20 protein-coding genes and 2 riboswitches are annotated in these 16,602 nt (G+C 45.4%); of the genes, 16 read left to right on the top strand and 4 right to left on the bottom strand.

Annotated features, from left to right (window positions below; translation table 11 throughout):
• Position 1: 1 nt before the first annotated feature.
• Positions 2-93, bottom strand: a riboswitch (cyclic di-GMP riboswitch).
• Positions 94-727: 634 nt separating this feature from the next.
• The 4 genes from CW734_RS16915 (at position 728) to CW734_RS16900 (ending at position 4,172) form a co-directional block, all read left to right on the top strand.
• The gene (locus tag CW734_RS16915; RefSeq protein WP_145990625.1) at positions 728-2,659 is read left to right on the top strand and encodes a fructose-1,6-bisphosphatase; all 1,932 of its coding nucleotides are present in this window, start codon (positions 728-730) and stop codon (positions 2,657-2,659) included.
• 457 nt (positions 2,660-3,116) lie between these two features.
• Entirely contained in the window at positions 3,117-3,416 is a 300-nt protein-coding gene (locus tag CW734_RS16910; RefSeq protein ID WP_101191912.1) for a TIGR04104 family putative zinc finger protein, read from the top strand.
• Positions 3,417-3,626: 210 nt separating this feature from the next.
• Positions 3,627-3,860 carry a hypothetical protein gene (locus tag CW734_RS16905; protein WP_145990621.1) on the top strand — a complete coding sequence of 78 codons (234 nt, stop codon included), beginning with the start codon at positions 3,627-3,629 and terminating at the stop codon, positions 3,858-3,860.
• Positions 3,861-3,899: 39 nt separating this feature from the next.
• Positions 3,900-4,172 carry a hypothetical protein gene (locus tag CW734_RS16900; protein WP_101191910.1) on the top strand — a complete coding sequence of 91 codons (273 nt, stop codon included), beginning with the start codon at positions 3,900-3,902 and terminating at the stop codon, positions 4,170-4,172.
• 56 nt (positions 4,173-4,228) lie between these two features.
• Here CW734_RS16900 and CW734_RS16895 read toward each other — a convergent pair whose 3' ends face one another.
• Entirely contained in the window at positions 4,229-5,122 is an 894-nt protein-coding gene (locus CW734_RS16895) for an SDR family oxidoreductase (RefSeq protein ID WP_101191909.1), read from the bottom strand.
• Positions 5,123-5,325: 203 nt separating this feature from the next.
• Between CW734_RS16895 and CW734_RS16890 the strand changes: the two genes are divergently transcribed.
• Together CW734_RS16890 and CW734_RS16885 are read left to right on the top strand one after the other, a co-directional pair.
• Positions 5,326-5,811: a tetratricopeptide repeat protein gene (locus CW734_RS16890; RefSeq protein WP_101191908.1), complete on the top strand. Its 486-nt coding sequence runs from the start codon at positions 5,326-5,328 to the stop codon at positions 5,809-5,811.
• 18 nt (positions 5,812-5,829) lie between these two features.
• Positions 5,830-6,573, top strand: coding sequence for a MerR family transcriptional regulator (locus CW734_RS16885; RefSeq protein ID WP_232787118.1), 744 nt, complete (start codon positions 5,830-5,832; stop codon positions 6,571-6,573).
• Here the strand turns inward: CW734_RS16885 and CW734_RS16880 are convergent.
• On the bottom strand, positions 6,563-7,261 hold the full coding sequence (locus tag CW734_RS16880; RefSeq protein ID WP_374703204.1) for a CPBP family intramembrane glutamic endopeptidase: 699 nt from the start codon (positions 7,259-7,261) through the stop codon (positions 6,563-6,565). The genes CW734_RS16885 and CW734_RS16880 overlap by 11 nt on opposite strands.
• A 240-nt stretch (positions 7,262-7,501) precedes the next feature.
• Here CW734_RS16880 and CW734_RS16875 point away from each other — a divergent pair, with 240 nt between their 5' ends.
• The 9 genes from CW734_RS16875 to CW734_RS16840 all read left to right on the top strand — a co-directional run bounded on the left by CW734_RS16875 (position 7,502) and on the right by CW734_RS16840 (position 12,737).
• On the top strand, positions 7,502-8,353 hold the full coding sequence (locus CW734_RS16875; protein ID WP_101192241.1) for a mechanosensitive ion channel family protein: 852 nt from the start codon (positions 7,502-7,504) through the stop codon (positions 8,351-8,353).
• Positions 8,354-8,504: 151 nt separating this feature from the next.
• A complete protein-coding gene (locus CW734_RS20140; protein WP_101191906.1) occupies positions 8,505-8,801 on the top strand; it encodes an RNA polymerase sigma factor in 297 nt (98 codons plus the stop codon).
• 328 nt (positions 8,802-9,129) lie between these two features.
• Positions 9,130-9,786: a potassium channel family protein gene (locus tag CW734_RS16865; protein ID WP_101191905.1), complete on the top strand. Its 657-nt coding sequence runs from the start codon at positions 9,130-9,132 to the stop codon at positions 9,784-9,786.
• 173 nt (positions 9,787-9,959) lie between these two features.
• Positions 9,960-10,514, top strand: a complete 555-nt coding sequence (locus CW734_RS16860; protein ID WP_101191904.1) for a dihydrofolate reductase family protein — start codon at positions 9,960-9,962, stop codon at positions 10,512-10,514.
• Positions 10,515-10,600: 86 nt separating this feature from the next.
• The gene (locus CW734_RS16855; RefSeq protein ID WP_101191903.1) at positions 10,601-10,804 is read left to right on the top strand and encodes a helix-turn-helix domain-containing protein; all 204 of its coding nucleotides are present in this window, start codon (positions 10,601-10,603) and stop codon (positions 10,802-10,804) included.
• 34 nt (positions 10,805-10,838) lie between these two features.
• Positions 10,839-11,330: an immunoglobulin-like domain-containing protein gene (locus CW734_RS16850; RefSeq protein WP_101191902.1), complete on the top strand. Its 492-nt coding sequence runs from the start codon at positions 10,839-10,841 to the stop codon at positions 11,328-11,330.
• A 130-nt stretch (positions 11,331-11,460) separates the two neighbouring features.
• Positions 11,461-11,718 carry a GNAT family N-acetyltransferase gene (locus CW734_RS19790; RefSeq protein ID WP_332871009.1) on the top strand — a complete coding sequence of 86 codons (258 nt, stop codon included), beginning with the start codon at positions 11,461-11,463 and terminating at the stop codon, positions 11,716-11,718.
• A 2-nt stretch (positions 11,719-11,720) separates the two neighbouring features.
• The gene (locus CW734_RS19785) at positions 11,721-11,957 is read left to right on the top strand and encodes a GNAT family N-acetyltransferase (RefSeq protein ID WP_332871053.1); all 237 of its coding nucleotides are present in this window, start codon (positions 11,721-11,723) and stop codon (positions 11,955-11,957) included.
• 27 nt (positions 11,958-11,984) lie between these two features.
• Entirely contained in the window at positions 11,985-12,737 is a 753-nt protein-coding gene (locus tag CW734_RS16840) for an SDR family oxidoreductase (protein ID WP_374703203.1), read from the top strand.
• Positions 12,738-12,800: 63 nt separating this feature from the next.
• Here CW734_RS16840 and CW734_RS16835 read toward each other — a convergent pair whose 3' ends face one another.
• Entirely contained in the window at positions 12,801-14,132 is a 1,332-nt protein-coding gene (locus CW734_RS16835) for a TrkH family potassium uptake protein (RefSeq protein WP_101191900.1), read from the bottom strand.
• A gap of 119 nt (positions 14,133-14,251) precedes the next feature.
• Positions 14,252-14,400, bottom strand: a riboswitch (cyclic di-AMP (ydaO/yuaA leader).
• Positions 14,401-14,646: 246 nt separating this feature from the next.
• On the opposite strand from CW734_RS16835, the gene CW734_RS16830 reads away from it, so the two are divergent.
• Complete coding sequence (locus CW734_RS16830) at positions 14,647-15,486, top strand: aldo/keto reductase (protein ID WP_101191899.1); 840 nt, start codon at positions 14,647-14,649, stop codon at positions 15,484-15,486.
• A gap of 19 nt (positions 15,487-15,505) precedes the next feature.
• Here the strand turns inward: CW734_RS16830 and CW734_RS16825 are convergent, their stop codons facing one another.
• Positions 15,506-16,420 carry a GAF domain-containing protein gene (locus CW734_RS16825; RefSeq protein WP_180956226.1) on the bottom strand — a complete coding sequence of 305 codons (915 nt, stop codon included), beginning with the start codon at positions 16,418-16,420 and terminating at the stop codon, positions 15,506-15,508.
• Positions 16,421-16,602: the final 182 nt, after the last annotated feature.

Raw genomic sequence — 16,602 nt, 5'->3', positions numbered from 1 at the left:
GCCTGGCAACCTGACAACCGTACACTGTGCGGGCAGTGGGTAGGCTCATGGCTTTGCGTCCTTCCTTTTCAGGTAAGTTTGCCTTTTTCAGTTTTTTTCTTATTATAATTCCAGTATGTTGCATTAAAATAGTAACTATGTACCTATTAAAGCTTTTACATGACACTTATCGAGAAGTTTGAAATAAAAAGCTGTGCCATGTCCTTTCTTTTCTTGATTTCGCGATTTTTAAAAAGAAGATTGTATGAGAAAGAGCGCGGACAAACCGAACAATGCAGCAACGGACATAAAAAGGATGCCCCCAGCAATTCGCCTCTTTCTGGCATCGTCGGCATATTTTTCTTGGATATAAGCGGCCCATTTCCAAACTAGAATGTGAGTTATCACGATAAAACCAAGAATGAGCAAGCTGGTAAGAGATTGTGTCATAACAAATCCTTTCCATTGAAAGTTATTTCCTGTTATTCCTCCTTACCCGTAAATGGGTGGATCACGCTAAACTTTTAGGAATGAAAAGTTTATAGTTCACCAGTTTGGCAATCAAGTATCAACGGCCTTCCAATTTCCTGCCGTCCTGCAATTAATACTAGAGCCTTCGCGGAAACTGCTATAGACTGGGAATATAGAGAAATTCCTTCCACATACCCGTTTGATCATTACGCTTTTCAGGAATTTGCTTTCAATTGAATTCGATTAAGACATATTACTTGAAGGAGGGTTCCATATGATCAGTTCAAAATACTTGGATCTACTGGCAGAAAAATACGACAGCGAAGAAAAAGTAGCGACGGAGATCATCAACCTGGAAGCCATCTTGAATTTGCCGAAAGGGACGGAGCATTATGTCAGCGATCTCCACGGCGAATACCAGGCATTCCAGCACGTGTTGCGCAATGGCTCCGGCAACGTCAAAGTGAAAATCAGGGATCTGTTCGAAGGTGAGATGGCAGAAGAGGAGCTCAACGAATTCGCGACGCTCGTCTATTACCCGGAAGAGAAATTGAGCCTGATCAAAAGCCATTTCAGCAGCAAGAAAGAATTGAGAGACTGGTATATCGAAACGATCGAGCGGCTGCTCAAGCTGGTATCTTACGCTTCATCTAAATACACGCGCTCCAAATTGCGCAAAGCCTTGCCGAAGCAGTTCGTCTATATTATTGAAGAACTCCTGTACAAAACGGATGAGTTCACCAACAAGAAAGATTATTACGCGAAAATGCTCGAACAGATTATTTCACTCGGGCAAGTGGATAAGCTGATCGTCGGACTCGCCTATACGATGCAGCGGCTGACCGTCGACCATCTTCACGTCGTCGGCGATATTTACGACCGGGGACCGGATCCGCATAAGATTATGGACACGCTCATCGACTATCATTCCGTCGATATCCAATGGGGCAACCACGATGTCCTGTGGATCGGCGCTTATTCCGGCTCCAAAGTTTGCCTCGCAAACATTATCCGTATTTGTGCACGCTATAACAACCTGGACATTATCGAGGATGTGTACGGCATTAATTTACGCCCGTTATTGAATTTGGCGGAGAAATATTATGAAGACAATCCGGCATTCCATCCAAAGCGCATTTCAGATGAACAATTAACGGAGCAGGAACAGCTGCAAATCACTAAGATTCATCAGGCGATTTCGATCATCCAGTTTAAGCTCGAAAGCCCGATCATCAAACGGCGCTCTTGTTTCGCCATGGAAGACCGCTTGCTATTGGAGAAAGTCGATTACGACAAGAACGAAGCGACAATCCACGGCAAAACCTATCCGCTGGAGAACACCTGCTTTGCCACAATCGACCCGGAACATCCCGACCGTTTGCTCGACGAAGAGCAGCAAGTAATCGATAAATTGCTGTTCTCCATTCAGCATTCCGAAAAACTGTCGCGGCATATGAACTTCCTCATGAAAAAAGGCAAGCTATATCTTCAATACAACGGCAATTTGCTGATCCATGGCTGCATCCCGCTCGAAGAGAACGGCGATATGAAACAAATGGAAATTGAAGGCGAAAGCTACGCCGGACGGGAATTGCTCGATGTTTTCGAAGAATATACCCGCTATGCATTCGCGCATCCAGAAGAAAGCGATGATTTCGCGACCGATATGGTGTGGTACCAATGGACAGGCGAAAACTCCTCGCTGTTCGGCAAACGCGAAATGACGACGTTCGAACGCTATTTCATCAAAGACAAAGAAACGCATAAAGAACGGAAAAATCCGTATTACCATTTGCGTGAAGATGAAGACATGTGCCGCAAGATGCTTGAAGAATTCGACTTGAATCCCGACTATGGCCGCATCATTAATGGGCATACACCGGTCAAGGAACGGGACGGCGAAGACCCGATCAAAGCGAACGGCAAAATGATCGTCATTGACGGCGGATTTTCGAAAGCCTATCAGTCAACGACGGGAATCGCCGGTTATACGCTGTTGTACAACTCCTACGGCATGCAGCTCGTTGCCCACCAGCGCTTCAATTCCAAGGAAGAAGTATTGCAAAACGGTACCGACGTCTTGTCGATCAAACGATTGGTCGACGAAGAACTCGAGCGCAAAAAGGTCCGAGAGACGAATATCGGGGAAGAGCTCCTGCAGGAAATCGCCAATTTGAACAGCTTGAGAAAGCATCGCTATATGAATTAACCGCATCAAGAGCAAGAACTGGCGTCCAGTTCTTGCTTTCAGACTGTCGAGAAAGGTAAGAAATCGTATTTTCCGAAGCTTATCGCTCGCTTTCCGTGGGCTCGCGCCCAAGCCTCCTCAGTCGCTTTGCGCCTTGCGGGGTCTCGGTCGTCTCGCTATTCCACAGGAGTCGAGCGAACACTTCTCCAAATACTTAAAGAGATCGTTGATTGTTGAATGTAGAAAAACGATTCCATTCTAATTCGTAATGAATTAATAGACTTCTTCAACACTCTGAGAGCAAGAACTGGCATCCAGTTCTTGCTCTTTTAGTGAAGATAGATTCGAGAGCTCTTAACTGAAACAGCGAAACCCAGTTAATTGGAATGTGTTGTGGGAATTTTGGTTATCTCTGTTAGTCTAATAAGGACAAGGTCTTAAAGAGTATGAATTTAAAAAGCTCACTAGGAGGGAGTCCATGCCGATTTGTCAAAATTGCCATAAGCAATGGAGTTGGAAGCAGACGGTCAAAAAGATGTTCACATTGGATACGGGAATGATTTGCCCGCATTGCGGGAAAAAGCAATTGCTTACTACCCAATCGAAAAAAAGGGCCGGTCTTACCAACTTTCTGACGCCATTGGCTATGCTTTTCGGGGTTTTATTTAATCTTTCGGTCATTACGATATTCATACTGATCATCGCCAGTGGGGTCATCGTTATAGCTGCCTACCCATTTTTAGTCGAATTGACAGAGGAGGACGAACCGCTTTGGTAAAGTAAGCGGGAGGAAGGACGTGTTCATATCTTTTATCCATTCAGTTTTTACATAGCCATTCTAATAGCCATCCTGTACTGCATAGTTTTGTGGATGCTGCGAAACCTGGGGAAATTCAGGGTTCCGCTATTCATCTATGGTGTGGTGGTTCAGTTGTCGTTTCTCGCGTTCTTTTTTGGGATGAGCCGTTATTTCAGGACCAGCGACAGTGTGAACCGGGATTATTTCGATGTCTTTGGGAATGGCCTCGTTATTTTCTATCTATTAATGGTTGTCCCACTCGTCGTTGCGCTATGGGTGCAGGTCTATAAAGGCGTATGGCGGCTTGATATCGGTAAAATTTCCAAAATCATCATGATGGTGTTATTTGTCCTGATGACTTTGGTAGTCGGGTTCTTCGGTTTTTATGCACATATCCTGTTCTACTACGGTTTTGCGCCGTGATGATTAACAGCGGGCTTTCTTGAAAAAGGGGGAGACGAGATGTTCAGTAAATATTCAATTGGACTCATCATTTTGGGAAGTCTATTGCTCATGCTCAACCGTTTGATCTCTGGGTATTCCGAGCCGCTTGCACTTATCGGTTTCCTGCTGCTGTTTGGAGCGGCGGGCACCGTTTTCATTGCCGTGTTGAAAAGAGAGCCGGGGCAATTGAAAGTTTGGTCGCTCTCTATTTTCTTCGTCATCCTTTTTGTCATCACCTGGGCAGAACCCTTCGAGATTTTGCGCCTGATGACGTGGCTCAAAAATATGTAATGAAAAAAGCGTGAGGCACCGATTGATTCGGTGCCTCACGCTTTTTGAATATTAACTTAAGCGGTCGTCATGCCGCCAGTGATGCTGTAGATCTGTCCTGTAACATAGCTAGCTTCGATGGAAGCCAGGAAGACATAGACAGAAGCGAGTTCTGCCGGTTGGCCTGCGCGGCCGATTGGCGTCTCTGGTGTGCCTTTGCCGAATTCAGGAATGTTTTCCTGAGGCTGTCCGCCGGAAATCTGAAGCGCTGTCCAGATTGGGCCTGGCGCGACGGAGTTGACGCGGATGCCTTTGTCCGCCAATTGTTTAGACAAGGATTTAGTGAAGCCGATGATCGCGAATTTCGTTGCTGAATAATCCAGCAGCATCGGGCTTGGGTCAAAGCCTTCAACTGAGCTTGTCGTGATGATCGACGCGCCTTCTGGTAGGTATGGAAGCGCCGCTTTCACTGTCCAGTACATGGAATAGACATTGACTTGAAATGTTTTTTCAAGCTGTTCTGTCGGAAGGTCGGCAATGTCTTTGACGGCTTGTTGCTTGCCGGCTACGAGTGCCAAAATGTCCAATCCGCCAAGTTCAGTGTTCGCTTTTTCAACCATTTCCTTGTTGAACGCTTCGTTGCTCAAGTCGCCGGGAATCAAGACGGCTTTGCGGCCTTCTGCTTCGATCAATTGTTTCACTTCATCCGCATCAGATTGCTCTGCCGGCAAATAGTTGATCGCAACGTCTGCACCTTCTCTGGCGTAAGCGATGGCAGCAGCGCGGCCGATTCCGGAATCACCACCGGTTACTAGCGCTTTACGGCCTTCAAGCTTGCCTGAGCCTTTATACGTCTTTTCGCCACAGTCTGGCACAGGAGTCATTTGGTTTTGTACGCCAGGGGCTTCCTGGTATTGTTTCGGAAAATCTTCCGTCGTATATTGTGTTCTAGGATTTTGGATATTCGCCATTTCAATCGCTCCTCAGGTTGGTAATAGTTGGTTTCTACCTTTATCTACCACCTGAAACTAGAGTGAAACCTCTTTTGGAAATGTAAGCGTTCCTTCGAAAAAATTTTTGAAAACGGATTGATGCTAGTATGCAGCGAAAAGTTACTTTCAACTTATTTCCAAATGGTAAACTGGCTATATGAGAATCTAAGGGGGCTGAAAAGATGAATCCAGACTTGAAGAAAGCAATCGGGCTAAGAGCTGCGGGCAAACAAGAAGAATCAAATCAATTGCTGATGGAACTGGCACAGCAATTCCCCGAACACCCACAAATCAATTACCAGTGCGCTTGGAGCTTTGATGTACTTGGAGAAGAAGAAAAGGCGGTTCCCTATTATGAAAAAGCTATCCAACTCGGGCTTGAAAAAGAGGATGTAGAAGGCGCAATACTGGGGCTAGGCATCACTTACCGGACCTTAGGGGAATACGAAAAATCAAGAAGCACTTTTATAAAAGGAATAGAACTTTTTCCATCCAATCGGGCATTGAAAGTCTTTTTGGCAATGACTTTGTATAACTTAGCAGAACATCAGCAAGCAATGGAAATATTGCTCAAGTGTTTAGCGGAAACTTCTGCTGATAAAAACATTTCAACTTATAAGAAGGCAATTGAATTCTATGCGGATAAATTGGATGAAACATGGATCTAAATTAAAGGGAGTGGCGATTTGGCACATCGTATGGTGAAAGAATACTTAACGACTGGAGAATTATCTAAGCGATTGAATGTATCTGTCCGGACCATACGCTATTACGATCAAATCGGATTGGTTGAGCCTTCGAGAAAAGAGGCGGGCGGAAAGCGCTGCTATTCCGTAGAAGATATCTTGAAGCTACAAAAGATTCTGCTGCTCAAGTCGCTGAATTTATCGCTGGAAGACAGCCGCAGCATTTTGGCAGAGCAATCGATCGATTCGATTTTGGCTGTCCATAAATCTTTGTTAATGAATGAAATCGACCAGCTTCAACATTCATTAAAGCACACCCAGTCTTTACTCAACCTGTTGGAATTGGAAGAGACAATTCATTGGGAAGACCTCATTTCGCTGGTTGCTGGGCCGCAGAATGAAAAAAATTGGAGCCATTATTTTTCATCACAGCAACAAGAGGTCTTGGAGAAGCGTTTGCCTAAACTTGAAAGCGGCGACTTGGCGACCAAAAAGTGGATAAACATCATCAAAAGAATTGAACTGTGCTTGGACAAAGGGATTTCTCCCTCTTCAAAAGAGGGGCAATTGATTTTAGCTGACGTTGATATTTTATCGGCAGAAACATTCGGCAATGATCTCAAATTGGCAGAAGCTTTTTGGGAAGCCAGGAAATCTGCGCAAGCTTCCGAAGATCTCGGGCTGTACGCCATCAATCCAGCCGTAATTGAATTCCTCGAATTGGCGGACAAGGCTAAGCGGTAGCGGTGAGGATTACAGCAATGCCATTGAAAAGTCCGTGCATCAAGATACATGGAAGGACAGAACCTGTTTTTTGATAGATCCATGCAAAAATAAGGCCAGAAACAAAGTTCACCGGAAGTGTATTGAAAGTTGGGATATGCACTAAAGTAAATATGGAAGCACTCAGCAGCATGCCTGCTCCTATGCCATAACGGCTGCTGAAAAAACGGTACAGAAAGCCACGGTAGAAAATTTCTTCGTAAATGGGCGAAATGACAGCGGCAGAGATAAATCCGATGAAGAAATTAAAGAGTGTCAATTGTGATTGCAGGCTGTCGGTTTTGCTGTTGTCGGTTCCAACGCCAAATTCCGACATGATAATTACTAAAACGATGCTCACCACAATCAATGCAATCGTCCAAACCACAATCCGCTTCCAGTGTCCGGATGAGAAACCTTGTACACCTACCGCTTTCCAAGACTGTCCATTTGGCTTAAGTACGATTAAATAAAGAGCAGCCATAAAGATAATGGACATGACTAAGCCAGTCATCGTACCTGCATGCAATTCATTGCCGAAAAAATTTACGAGGTAATGATATAAGCTGTATTCCACAAAAATTGGTACAGCTACCAATACAACGGTCAATAAGTATATTAATTCTTTCCAACTCCACATTTCCTTGCTTCCAAAAAAGGCTGTCGTCATTTTCATCACTCCTGTTTGATTAGCTATTTCAAACATAGATGGTGACGCAAGGTAACCTGCAAGCTATTTTAGTGAAAAACTTTAAAAAAAGATGTGAAGCGACGGTTCTGTGTCACAGCGGTAGAGCCCGAGAATGAAATGAGACCCTCATATATGTTATAAAGAAACAGGCAAATACCTATTGGCTGCGCCGCTTGGAGTTTATTGAATGCAGCGCAAGAAAGTGAAAGGAATGATTTTTTGTTTGATTTCATTGATATTGACTGGGGAAACCTATTAGTTGAGGCGGGGGTTATTACCGCTCAAGTCATCGGAATTTTAATCGCATTCGTGATTGTGCGTGCAATCGGGAAAAAGCTGATCAACCGCTCATTTGACCGCTTGACAAAAAAAGGCGATGTGACCAATGGCCGCGCATTGACGCTTCGCGCGTTGTCGGAAAACGTCTTCTCGTATGCTTTGATCTTTATTTTGGTTGCGACTTTGTTCAATATATTCGGACTGTCCGTCGCCAGCCTTATAGCCGGCGCAGGAATCGTCGGCCTTGCGATCGGTTTTGGCGCACAAGGCCTCGTCAGCGACGTGGTCACCGGCTTCTTCTTATTGCTGGAGAAACAGATTGACGTGAACGATTATGTAACGGTTGGAGCCATTGACGGCGTGGTCGAATCAGTCGGGTTGCGGACGACGCAAATCCGCAGTTTCGACGGTACCTTGAATTTCATTCCGAACCGCGATATTACGACTGTCAGCAACCATTCCCGTGGGAATATGCGTGCACTCGTAGATATTGGCGTATCGTATGACGAAAATATCGACAAAGCGATGGCCGTGCTGAAAACAGTATGCGAAAAAGTCGCGAAAGACAATGCCGCCGTCGTCGAAGGGCCGGATGTGATCGGCGTGCAGGCGTTCGGGGCATCGGATGTCACGTTGCGCATCATTGCCAAAGCGAAAAGCGGGGAGCAATGGGGAGTCGAGCGCGAGCTGCGCAAATCCATCAAAGAGGCACTGGATGCCCATGATATCGAGATCCCTTACCCACATCAGGTGACGATTCACAAGGGCTTGGAGAATCCCGTCCAGTCTTAATCAAATAATGCAGAGAGAAGGATCGGCGCTGTCTAATTGGTGCCGATCCTTCTTGTAATTGGATCCTGATTAATTATCCTAATATCATAATGAATATAGGGTTTCTTTTCTCTTCTTGTGGGTATTTTGAATAAGAAGAGAGAGGTGCTAAATGACTACGGATGGACGATTGTTGGAAAGACTGAAGTTTCGGGACAAAGCCGCCTTGGAATTAATATACGATGAATACTATTCATTGCTTTGGAAAGTCTGTTATCGGGAATTTAACGACCACGCGGTGTGTGAAAACGTCCTAACAGAAGTGTTTCAACAATTGTGGGGAAATCCGCAACAGTTTAGCGGGGATAAACGCCTGGTGTTCTATTTGATTGAATGTGTGAACGGCAAAATAGGATACAGAAAACGAACGCAAAGATGCCAACTCCAGATTAAAAAGACGTGTAGCTAAATATTTTACGAATTGGAATAATATTACTAATTAAGTTAAGTTTTTATCTATTATTGCTAATCCATTAGAAATTATATAGAAGACTCTTATCCTGCGCTGCGCATTGTGGGGAAGAGTCTTTTTTCTAATCGGTAAGGATAAAAACGGAAAAAACTTTCTATTGTTAATATTGACAACAATACTCAACCGATGTAGATTTTAGTCAATTGAAACATTAAAGCCGGTAAATGGTATAGAGGCTGACACGGAATTAAACGAAGGTCCATCAATAGCGCAACAGGCTTGAAATGGGGATCTTTTTTAAGGATTATAGAAATGAGGAAATGACTTGAAAAAGCAATTTATCGTAATCGGCCTTGGGAGATTTGGCAGCAGCATCTGCAAAGAGCTATTCAATCTGGGACATGATGTCATGGCAATCGATTCATCGCCGGAACGTGTCGACATGATGAGAAATTTTTCTTCCCATGCCGCTGTGGCGAATGCGACAGACGAAGCAAGCTTGAGGGAACTTGGAGTACGGAATTTTGAACACGCAGTCGTGGCGATCGGCGAGAATATGCAAACGAGCGTGTTGTGCACATTGATGCTCAAGGAAATTGGCGTTCCGCTCGTATGGGTCAAAGCGAAAGACGTGCAGCACCAAATGATTCTCGAGAAGGTAGGGGCGGACCGCGTCATCCAGCCGGAAAAAGAGATGGGCATCCGCATCGCCCATCATATGGATTCAGAGAAAGTCGTAGATTATATCGATTTATCGGAAGACTATAGCATCATCGAATTGGTGGCTTCCGAGAAATTGATGAATCAAAGTTTGCTCGAACTGGACATCCGTGCAAGATATCAATGCACAATCCTGGCTATCAAGCGCGGAGATGAAGTGAATGTCGCGCCGATGCCGGACGATCAAGTAAAGTTGAACGATGTGCTGGTCGCTATGGGACATCGTAATGATTTGAAGCGCTTTGAAGAAAAAGGAATTTAGAACAGCTATTGAATTCGGGCAAATCGCAAAAGAGAGGCACACTTCGATGGAAGTGTGCCTCTCTTTTTAATTGATAAAAATTTAAGTACTTAATATATAGAAGGAGAATGATGTGCGAAGAGGAATTGATTAGCAAAGAGACTCGTTGAACATTAGGAAGGGATGTGCGCGATATGGCAAAAGTCTGTTTTGGAATGATCACCTCTCTCGATGGGTTCATCAGCGACCGTCATGGAAAACTCGACAAGCTTTACGAAAGCTTCAAGCCCAATGATGAAATCAATGAGGTGATGGCGAATACAGGAGCGGTCATCATGGGCCGGCGAACCTATGATATGACGGACGACCCGGATGCCTATGCCGACGATTATGAATTCCAGGTGCCTATTTTTGTCTTGACGCATCATCCGCCGGCCAAGCATCCGAAAGAAAATGACAATTTGAGCATCACGTTCGTGACGGATGGCATCGAGACAGCCGTCCGGAAAGCAAAAGAAGCCGCAGGGGAGCAGAATGTGGTAGTCCTCGGTGCCGATGTCGGCCAACAAGCATTGCGTGCGAATCTGGTGGACGAACTGCAAATTGCCATCGCTCCAGTGCTTCTTGGTACTGGAACCCGCATGTTCGAACACCTGGATGATATGGAGATTCAATTGGAAAAAATCCGGACGATTGAGACGGATGAGCAAATGGAGATTTACTATAAAGTCATTAAGCCAACGTCATAAGAAATGTCGAAAACTATCCAAAGAATGTACAAAATGAAATAAGCCAATCCGTCGCGAGGATTTGATTTAAATAAGGAGTTGAAGCCATGGCTGTGCTGCAATTTTTGCAAGAGGAGATTGATTATAGGGAGGACCATCTGCAAAGTGAGCCTTCCATCAAAGCAATCGCAAAACCAGTAAATATTTCTCCTTTTCATTTTCAACGCATGTTTTTGATCGTGGCTGATATAACTATCGGAGATTACGTACGCCATCGCATATCTCTATGGCTTCGAAGCACCGGACTCTAGATGATTATTCAATAGTTGCCGAAAGGATGGGAAGATGGCTGGGAAAAAATTAATGATTCTTTTAGTAACTTCTATCTTATTACTGTCTGGTTGTTCACTGTTTGAAACAAGTCAAAAAAATGAAGTTCTAGAAAACACTTCCTCACATGAACAATTACCAGATAGCTTCACTAATGGGGAAACCGTATTTTCTGTGCAAAGCGATGAAGAAAATTACACTCTTCCTGTCGATGAGATAATATTAATCATTTCCAACTCGGGTTCAAGTACTGTCGGATTCGGTGAGCAGCGAGTGCTGGAGAAATTTCAAAAAGGCACATGGTATGAAGTTCCTTACCGAGAACAGTTCGCTTTTACGGATATTGGTTTGGGTTTGGGGGCGGGAGAGAACCTGGAGCAGGAGATGCCACTTGAGTTTTTGGACTATGAGCTGACGACTGGCACGTACCGAATCGTCAAAACTTTTTATATTAATGAAGGAGCAGAGGAGATTGCTCTAGCGGCGGAGTTGGAAATCAAGAAGTAGTCAGAGATATTGAAATATGGAATCGATTCTAGAGTAGAAAAGCGGTATATAGTTATACACTGATTATTTCCCAGGAAATATTAAAGCTGAATGAACTTGAAACGCTTTGTAACAGAATAGGAGTGTAACTGTGATTAAAATTCGAAAAGCTGACAGCCGCGACGCAGAACAAATCGTGGAGGTCATCAAAAACGCTGAGGATTCAGGATATATGATGTTCAATCCGGGTGAACGGCAAATTTCACCCGAATCGTTCGCAAAGTTCATCGAAGTGTTGAGTGCCAATGAAAAGTCAGGTGTTTTTATTGCGTGCGAAAAACATCAAGTTCTAGGATACTTGATTGTGCAAAATGAGAACCCCGACGAATTTCACATCGCGCTTATATAGTGATGGGTGTTCATAGCGATAGCCGCGGCAAAGGTGTCGGAAAGGCTTTGTTTTCCCATGTGATCGCTTGGGCAAAATCCGTCGATCTCCATCGTTTGGAACTGACAGTGATAGCAGAAAATGTATCAGCAGTCGCTTTATATCAGAAGATGGGACTCGAAATTGAAGGCGTGAAACGGGATTCGCTGTTCATCAATGATGGCTATGTGGATGAGTATTATATGGCAAAGTTGCTTTAATAAGCTGCACAAAAGGAGGCTATCAGCTTGGTGAAATCAAAAAGCACGGCATTGATCACCGGTGTCAGTAACGACACCGGAATCGGAGCGGCTGTATGCCGCAAACTGGCGCAGCAAGAAACAGATATTTTCTTTACCCACTGGCAAGCAGCGACTGGCTTTCCAGAGCGCTTCCGTTCAGAAATCCTGGATCTTGGCGTACGCTGTGAGTTTTCGGAGGTCGATTTAGCGCAACAGGATGCCGAAGCAGCTAACCTGACGCATATAACAAGCGCCATCGGATTTCCGAATATCCTTATCAATAACGCGGCGTATTCGATCGATTCCAACTATATGGATTTGACCGGCAAGATCTTGGACGATCATTATATGGTGAATATGAGAGCAACGTTTTTATTGTCCACGGAATTCGCAAAAGAATTTCAACAAACCGGTCGAAAAGATGGGCGCATCATTAATTTAACCTCCGGACAAGATCAGGGGCCGATGCCAGGGAATTTGGCGTATGCAGCAACAAAAGGCGCGATTTCGGCATTCACTTCTTCTTTATCCGCAGAACTCGCGGAACTGGGCATCACAGTGAACGCCGTCAATCCAGGACCGACCGACACCAATTGGATGGATGACAAGATCAGGGATTATTTGCGGCCGAAATTTGGCTTGGGGCGCATCGGGAAACCGGAAGATGCGGCGAACTTGATCGCGTTTCTGGCCAGCGAGGAAGGCGGCTGGATTACCGGGCAAGTGATTCATTCGGAAGGCGGGTTTCTGAGAAGTTAACGCCAAAAAAGCTGCGCTCCCCAAATTCGGGGGTGCGGCTTTTTCATTTGAGTTAATCCAAGGTCAACCTGTAAAGATATCGCCTTTCGGATGGCGAATGGGTTCCCGATGCTGGCGCGCCAACGCGAATGCTAGTGTCACAGGGCCGACTCGGCCGATGAACATCAAAATCATAATGACGAATTTGCCGATGTTGGAAAGGTCTCCGGTCAAGCCCATCGACAGTCCGACTGTCCCGAAAGCTGAGAACGCTTCAAAAACGATCCATTCGAAAGGCGCATTTTCGGTATAGCTTAAGATCAAAATGCCGGTAAAGATTGCGGTCATGCTGATGAACACAATCGCAAGAGACCGTTCCAGCAAGTGCGAAGGAATGGCGCGGTTGAAAATGACAGCTTCTTTTTTTCCATTCAGATAGGATGCGGTCACCAAAATGATAACTAGGAAAGTGGTGAGCTTGATGCCGCTCCCCGTCGAGGCACTGCCCGCTCCGATAAACATTAAAAGCGAAATAAGCACAATCGAACCGGTCTCCATGCTGCCGATATCGATGGAATTGAATCCTGCAGTACGCGGGGTAACAGCTTGGAAATAGGAAGCCCATATCTTATCACCGAGCGGCATCGACCCAAGCGTCTCCATATTGCCGTACTCCGACACGAATAGGAACAGCATGGCGAAGAGATTGACGGCGAGTGTCCCGGTCAGCATGATTTTCGAATGCAGCGATAATTGCCGGAATTCTTTGGCGCTCCACATATCGTATAGGACAGTAAATCCGATGCCGCCCGTGATGAACAGCATAGTGATGATAATATTGACGACAGGATCTCCGACATAAGCGCTCAAGGAATCATCCCACAACGAGAATCCTGCGTTATTGAATGCAGAGACAGAGTGAAAAGCACTGGTGAACAGCCCGAAGCCCCAGCCGTATTCGGGTACCCAGCGAACGGCCAAAAAGGCAGTAGCTATCGCTTCGATGCCGAAAGTGAAAAGAAGGATAATTCGCACAAGGCGGATCATGCCGCCGAGTGAATACTGGTTGAACGATTGTTGGACCAAGATCCGTCCCCTTAATCCGATCTTTTTTCCCAACAGCATGACGATTAACACGGCGAACGTCATCAAACCAAGCCCGCCGATTTGCATGAGCACCATGATGACGGTTTGGCCAAACAGCGTAAAATCATTTCCTGTGCTGAGAACGGCAAGGCCCGTCACTGTGGTTGCGGAAGTGGCGGTAAATAATGCATCCAAAAAAGAAATCGGAGCCGTAGTTGAGACAGGCAAGTACAGCAGGACGGCCCCAAAAAAGATGGCCACCAGAAAAGTGATGGACAGCACTTGTGGGGGTGACATATGGATTTTCTTCAATAGATAGGTTTTATTCATCTGTGTGGCCAGCTATTCTTCAGTATGTGGCATGATGTCCATCTCATTTCTCTTCCACTCTTTTCCCTTAAATTTGAGCACAAAAAAACCATTTCAAAGAAACGGTCTGAGATAGACCTTTTCTCTCTTTTCTACGCTTACGAGGTTAGCTGTCGGATTAGGGATGGAGAGTACCCCTTCTTCAAATTGAAGATTCACCCCGAGATCAAGTTGCGATCGAATTGGTTCCCCCGCACAGAAATTCATTCTGTCTCAGCGATAATAAAAGGTGGATTCTGTTGTACAAGCTAAAATATACGCCTCTATTTGAAAAAGTCAACGCTATTTGCGAGTCTAAGTTGAATTTTTTATCCAATTAGTGGTGGTTATAAATTACTTTTAAATAATAAATGGCCTAGTAGAAAAGAAATGATTATAGATTAACTATCGTATTTTCATTCGCATACGATAGTTTCTTAGGCAAGTGGGTATAGTAAGTTTATTGCTTTAGATAAGAAATAGGAGGACATCATTCATGAAAAACTTACAAGCTACTGTCACATTAAATAACGGAAGCGAAATGCCATGGCTCGGCCTGGGCGTATTCCGGGTAGAAGACGGGCCTGAGGCGACTGAAGCCGTCAAAACGGCGATCGTCAACGGCTACCGCAGCATCGATACCGCCGCCATTTACGGAAACGAGGAAAGCGTTGGGGAAGGGATACGCCAGGGAATCAAAGCGGCGGGGATCTCGAGGGAAGACTTGTTCATCACTTCGAAACTATGGAATGACGATTTCGGCTATACGTCCGGCATCCAAGCTTACGGGACGAGCCTGAAAAAATTGGGGCTGGAGTATCTGGACTTGTACTTGCTCCACTGGCCCGTTGAAGGCAAATACAAAGAGGCGTGGAAAGCGCTCGAGCATCTCTATATGGACGGGCAGGTCATCGCAATCGGCGTCAGCAATTTCCAGATCCACCATTTGAAAGACCTGATGGAAGATGCGGACATCAAGCCGGTCGTCAATCAAATCGAGTACCACCCGCGTTTGACGCAAGAGAAGTTGCTCGCGTTCTGCCGCGAACACGACATCCAGGCGGAATCCTGGTCGCCGCTCATGGCAGGCGAAGCGCTAGAACAGCCAGAGCTGAAAAAAATCGCAGCGAAACACGATAAATCGGTCGCTCAAGTTATTTTGCGCTGGAATCTGCAGAATGGCGTCGTGACCATTCCGAAATCGACCAATGAAGGGCGCATTGTGGAAAACTCACAAGTGTTCGATTTTGAATTGACGGAGGAAGACATGAAACAGATTTCAGCATTGAACGAAGACCGCCGTGTCGGCCCAGACCCGGACAACTTCGACTTTTAAAGGGAACTAGACACTGACATTAGGTGAGTGTTTGCCTTTCTGACCATAACAAAAGGAAGCGAAAAGCCCTTGAGCTTTTCGCTTCCTTTTGTTTTTCCAGTTTGTAACCGATTTTATTCAACGCTGATTCAATGTCGGCGACATACTCTGTCTTTAACTGTGATAAATGTGCGCTAACGCCCGGCATTTGAACGAGCCAAGGCGGGAGGCCGGTCATCATGACCTGGACGCCCATGACGTTCAAGCCTGACACCAAATTCTTCAAGACGTCCGGGAACTGGTTTTCCAGCAGCATCAATTGCGACAAGTCGATGATAAAGGAATGGATGCCTTTGTCGGCCGCATAATGCAAGGTATCTTCCATGATTTTCTGGGAACGTGATTCATTGATATTCCCTTGCAATGACAGGATCGCTAAGCCTTTTTTTATCGGGATAATCGGCACGCTCAACAGCTCGATGTCTGCCAAGGTAGAATCCAAATGGATGACATATGACAGCACTTCCGCCATTTGCTTGAGGAAATGAACGTCTTGGTCGCTAAAATCTTTTTCTTCTTTGTCCATGACGCATAAGGTGCCGAACACTTCGCCGTAGAAATCACGCAGCGTCACACCGAGAAAGCCTTTTACTTCAAGCTGCGGCGTCACTTCCAAGTCTTTTGTTAACGTGAAAGAGCCGAGGTTCTTTGTGCGCATTGCTTCCTGGTCGCTTTGGATGATCAGGCGGCAATATGTGCCGTCGTAATCCACGGCATAACCTTCGGGAATAATATAATGGTCTTTATTGAATGAGCTGATTACTTTCATCGCCGTCGGTCCGCGCTGCGTCACATAAGCAGTGTTGACGTCCAGTTCATCACTGATCACTTGGAATAATTTATAGGAGACGGCTTTCAATGAATCGTGTGTAGACATTTTCTGTGTGTCGTTCATCTTTCATTTCTCCCCATGTCCTGGGGGGACCCTGCCAGTCATCTTTGATGTATAGAGTCATTTCCTTTACGTGCAACTTGATGTCGTTCAGGTTTTCATAAAAACTCCACTTTTATCGTCCAGTCAGTAGGGCAGCCCCTCGTGTTTCTGCCCTTAAGACTATAGAAATCAGTTTTAGCGGT

Origin of the sequence: Planococcus sp. MB-3u-03, from assembly GCF_002833405.1 — a bacterium.
Taxonomy (GTDB): domain Bacteria; phylum Bacillota; class Bacilli; order Bacillales_A; family Planococcaceae; genus Planococcus.
The sequence above is the reverse complement of the archived record's forward strand: the minus strand, read 5'-3'. Positions and strand labels throughout refer to the sequence as shown.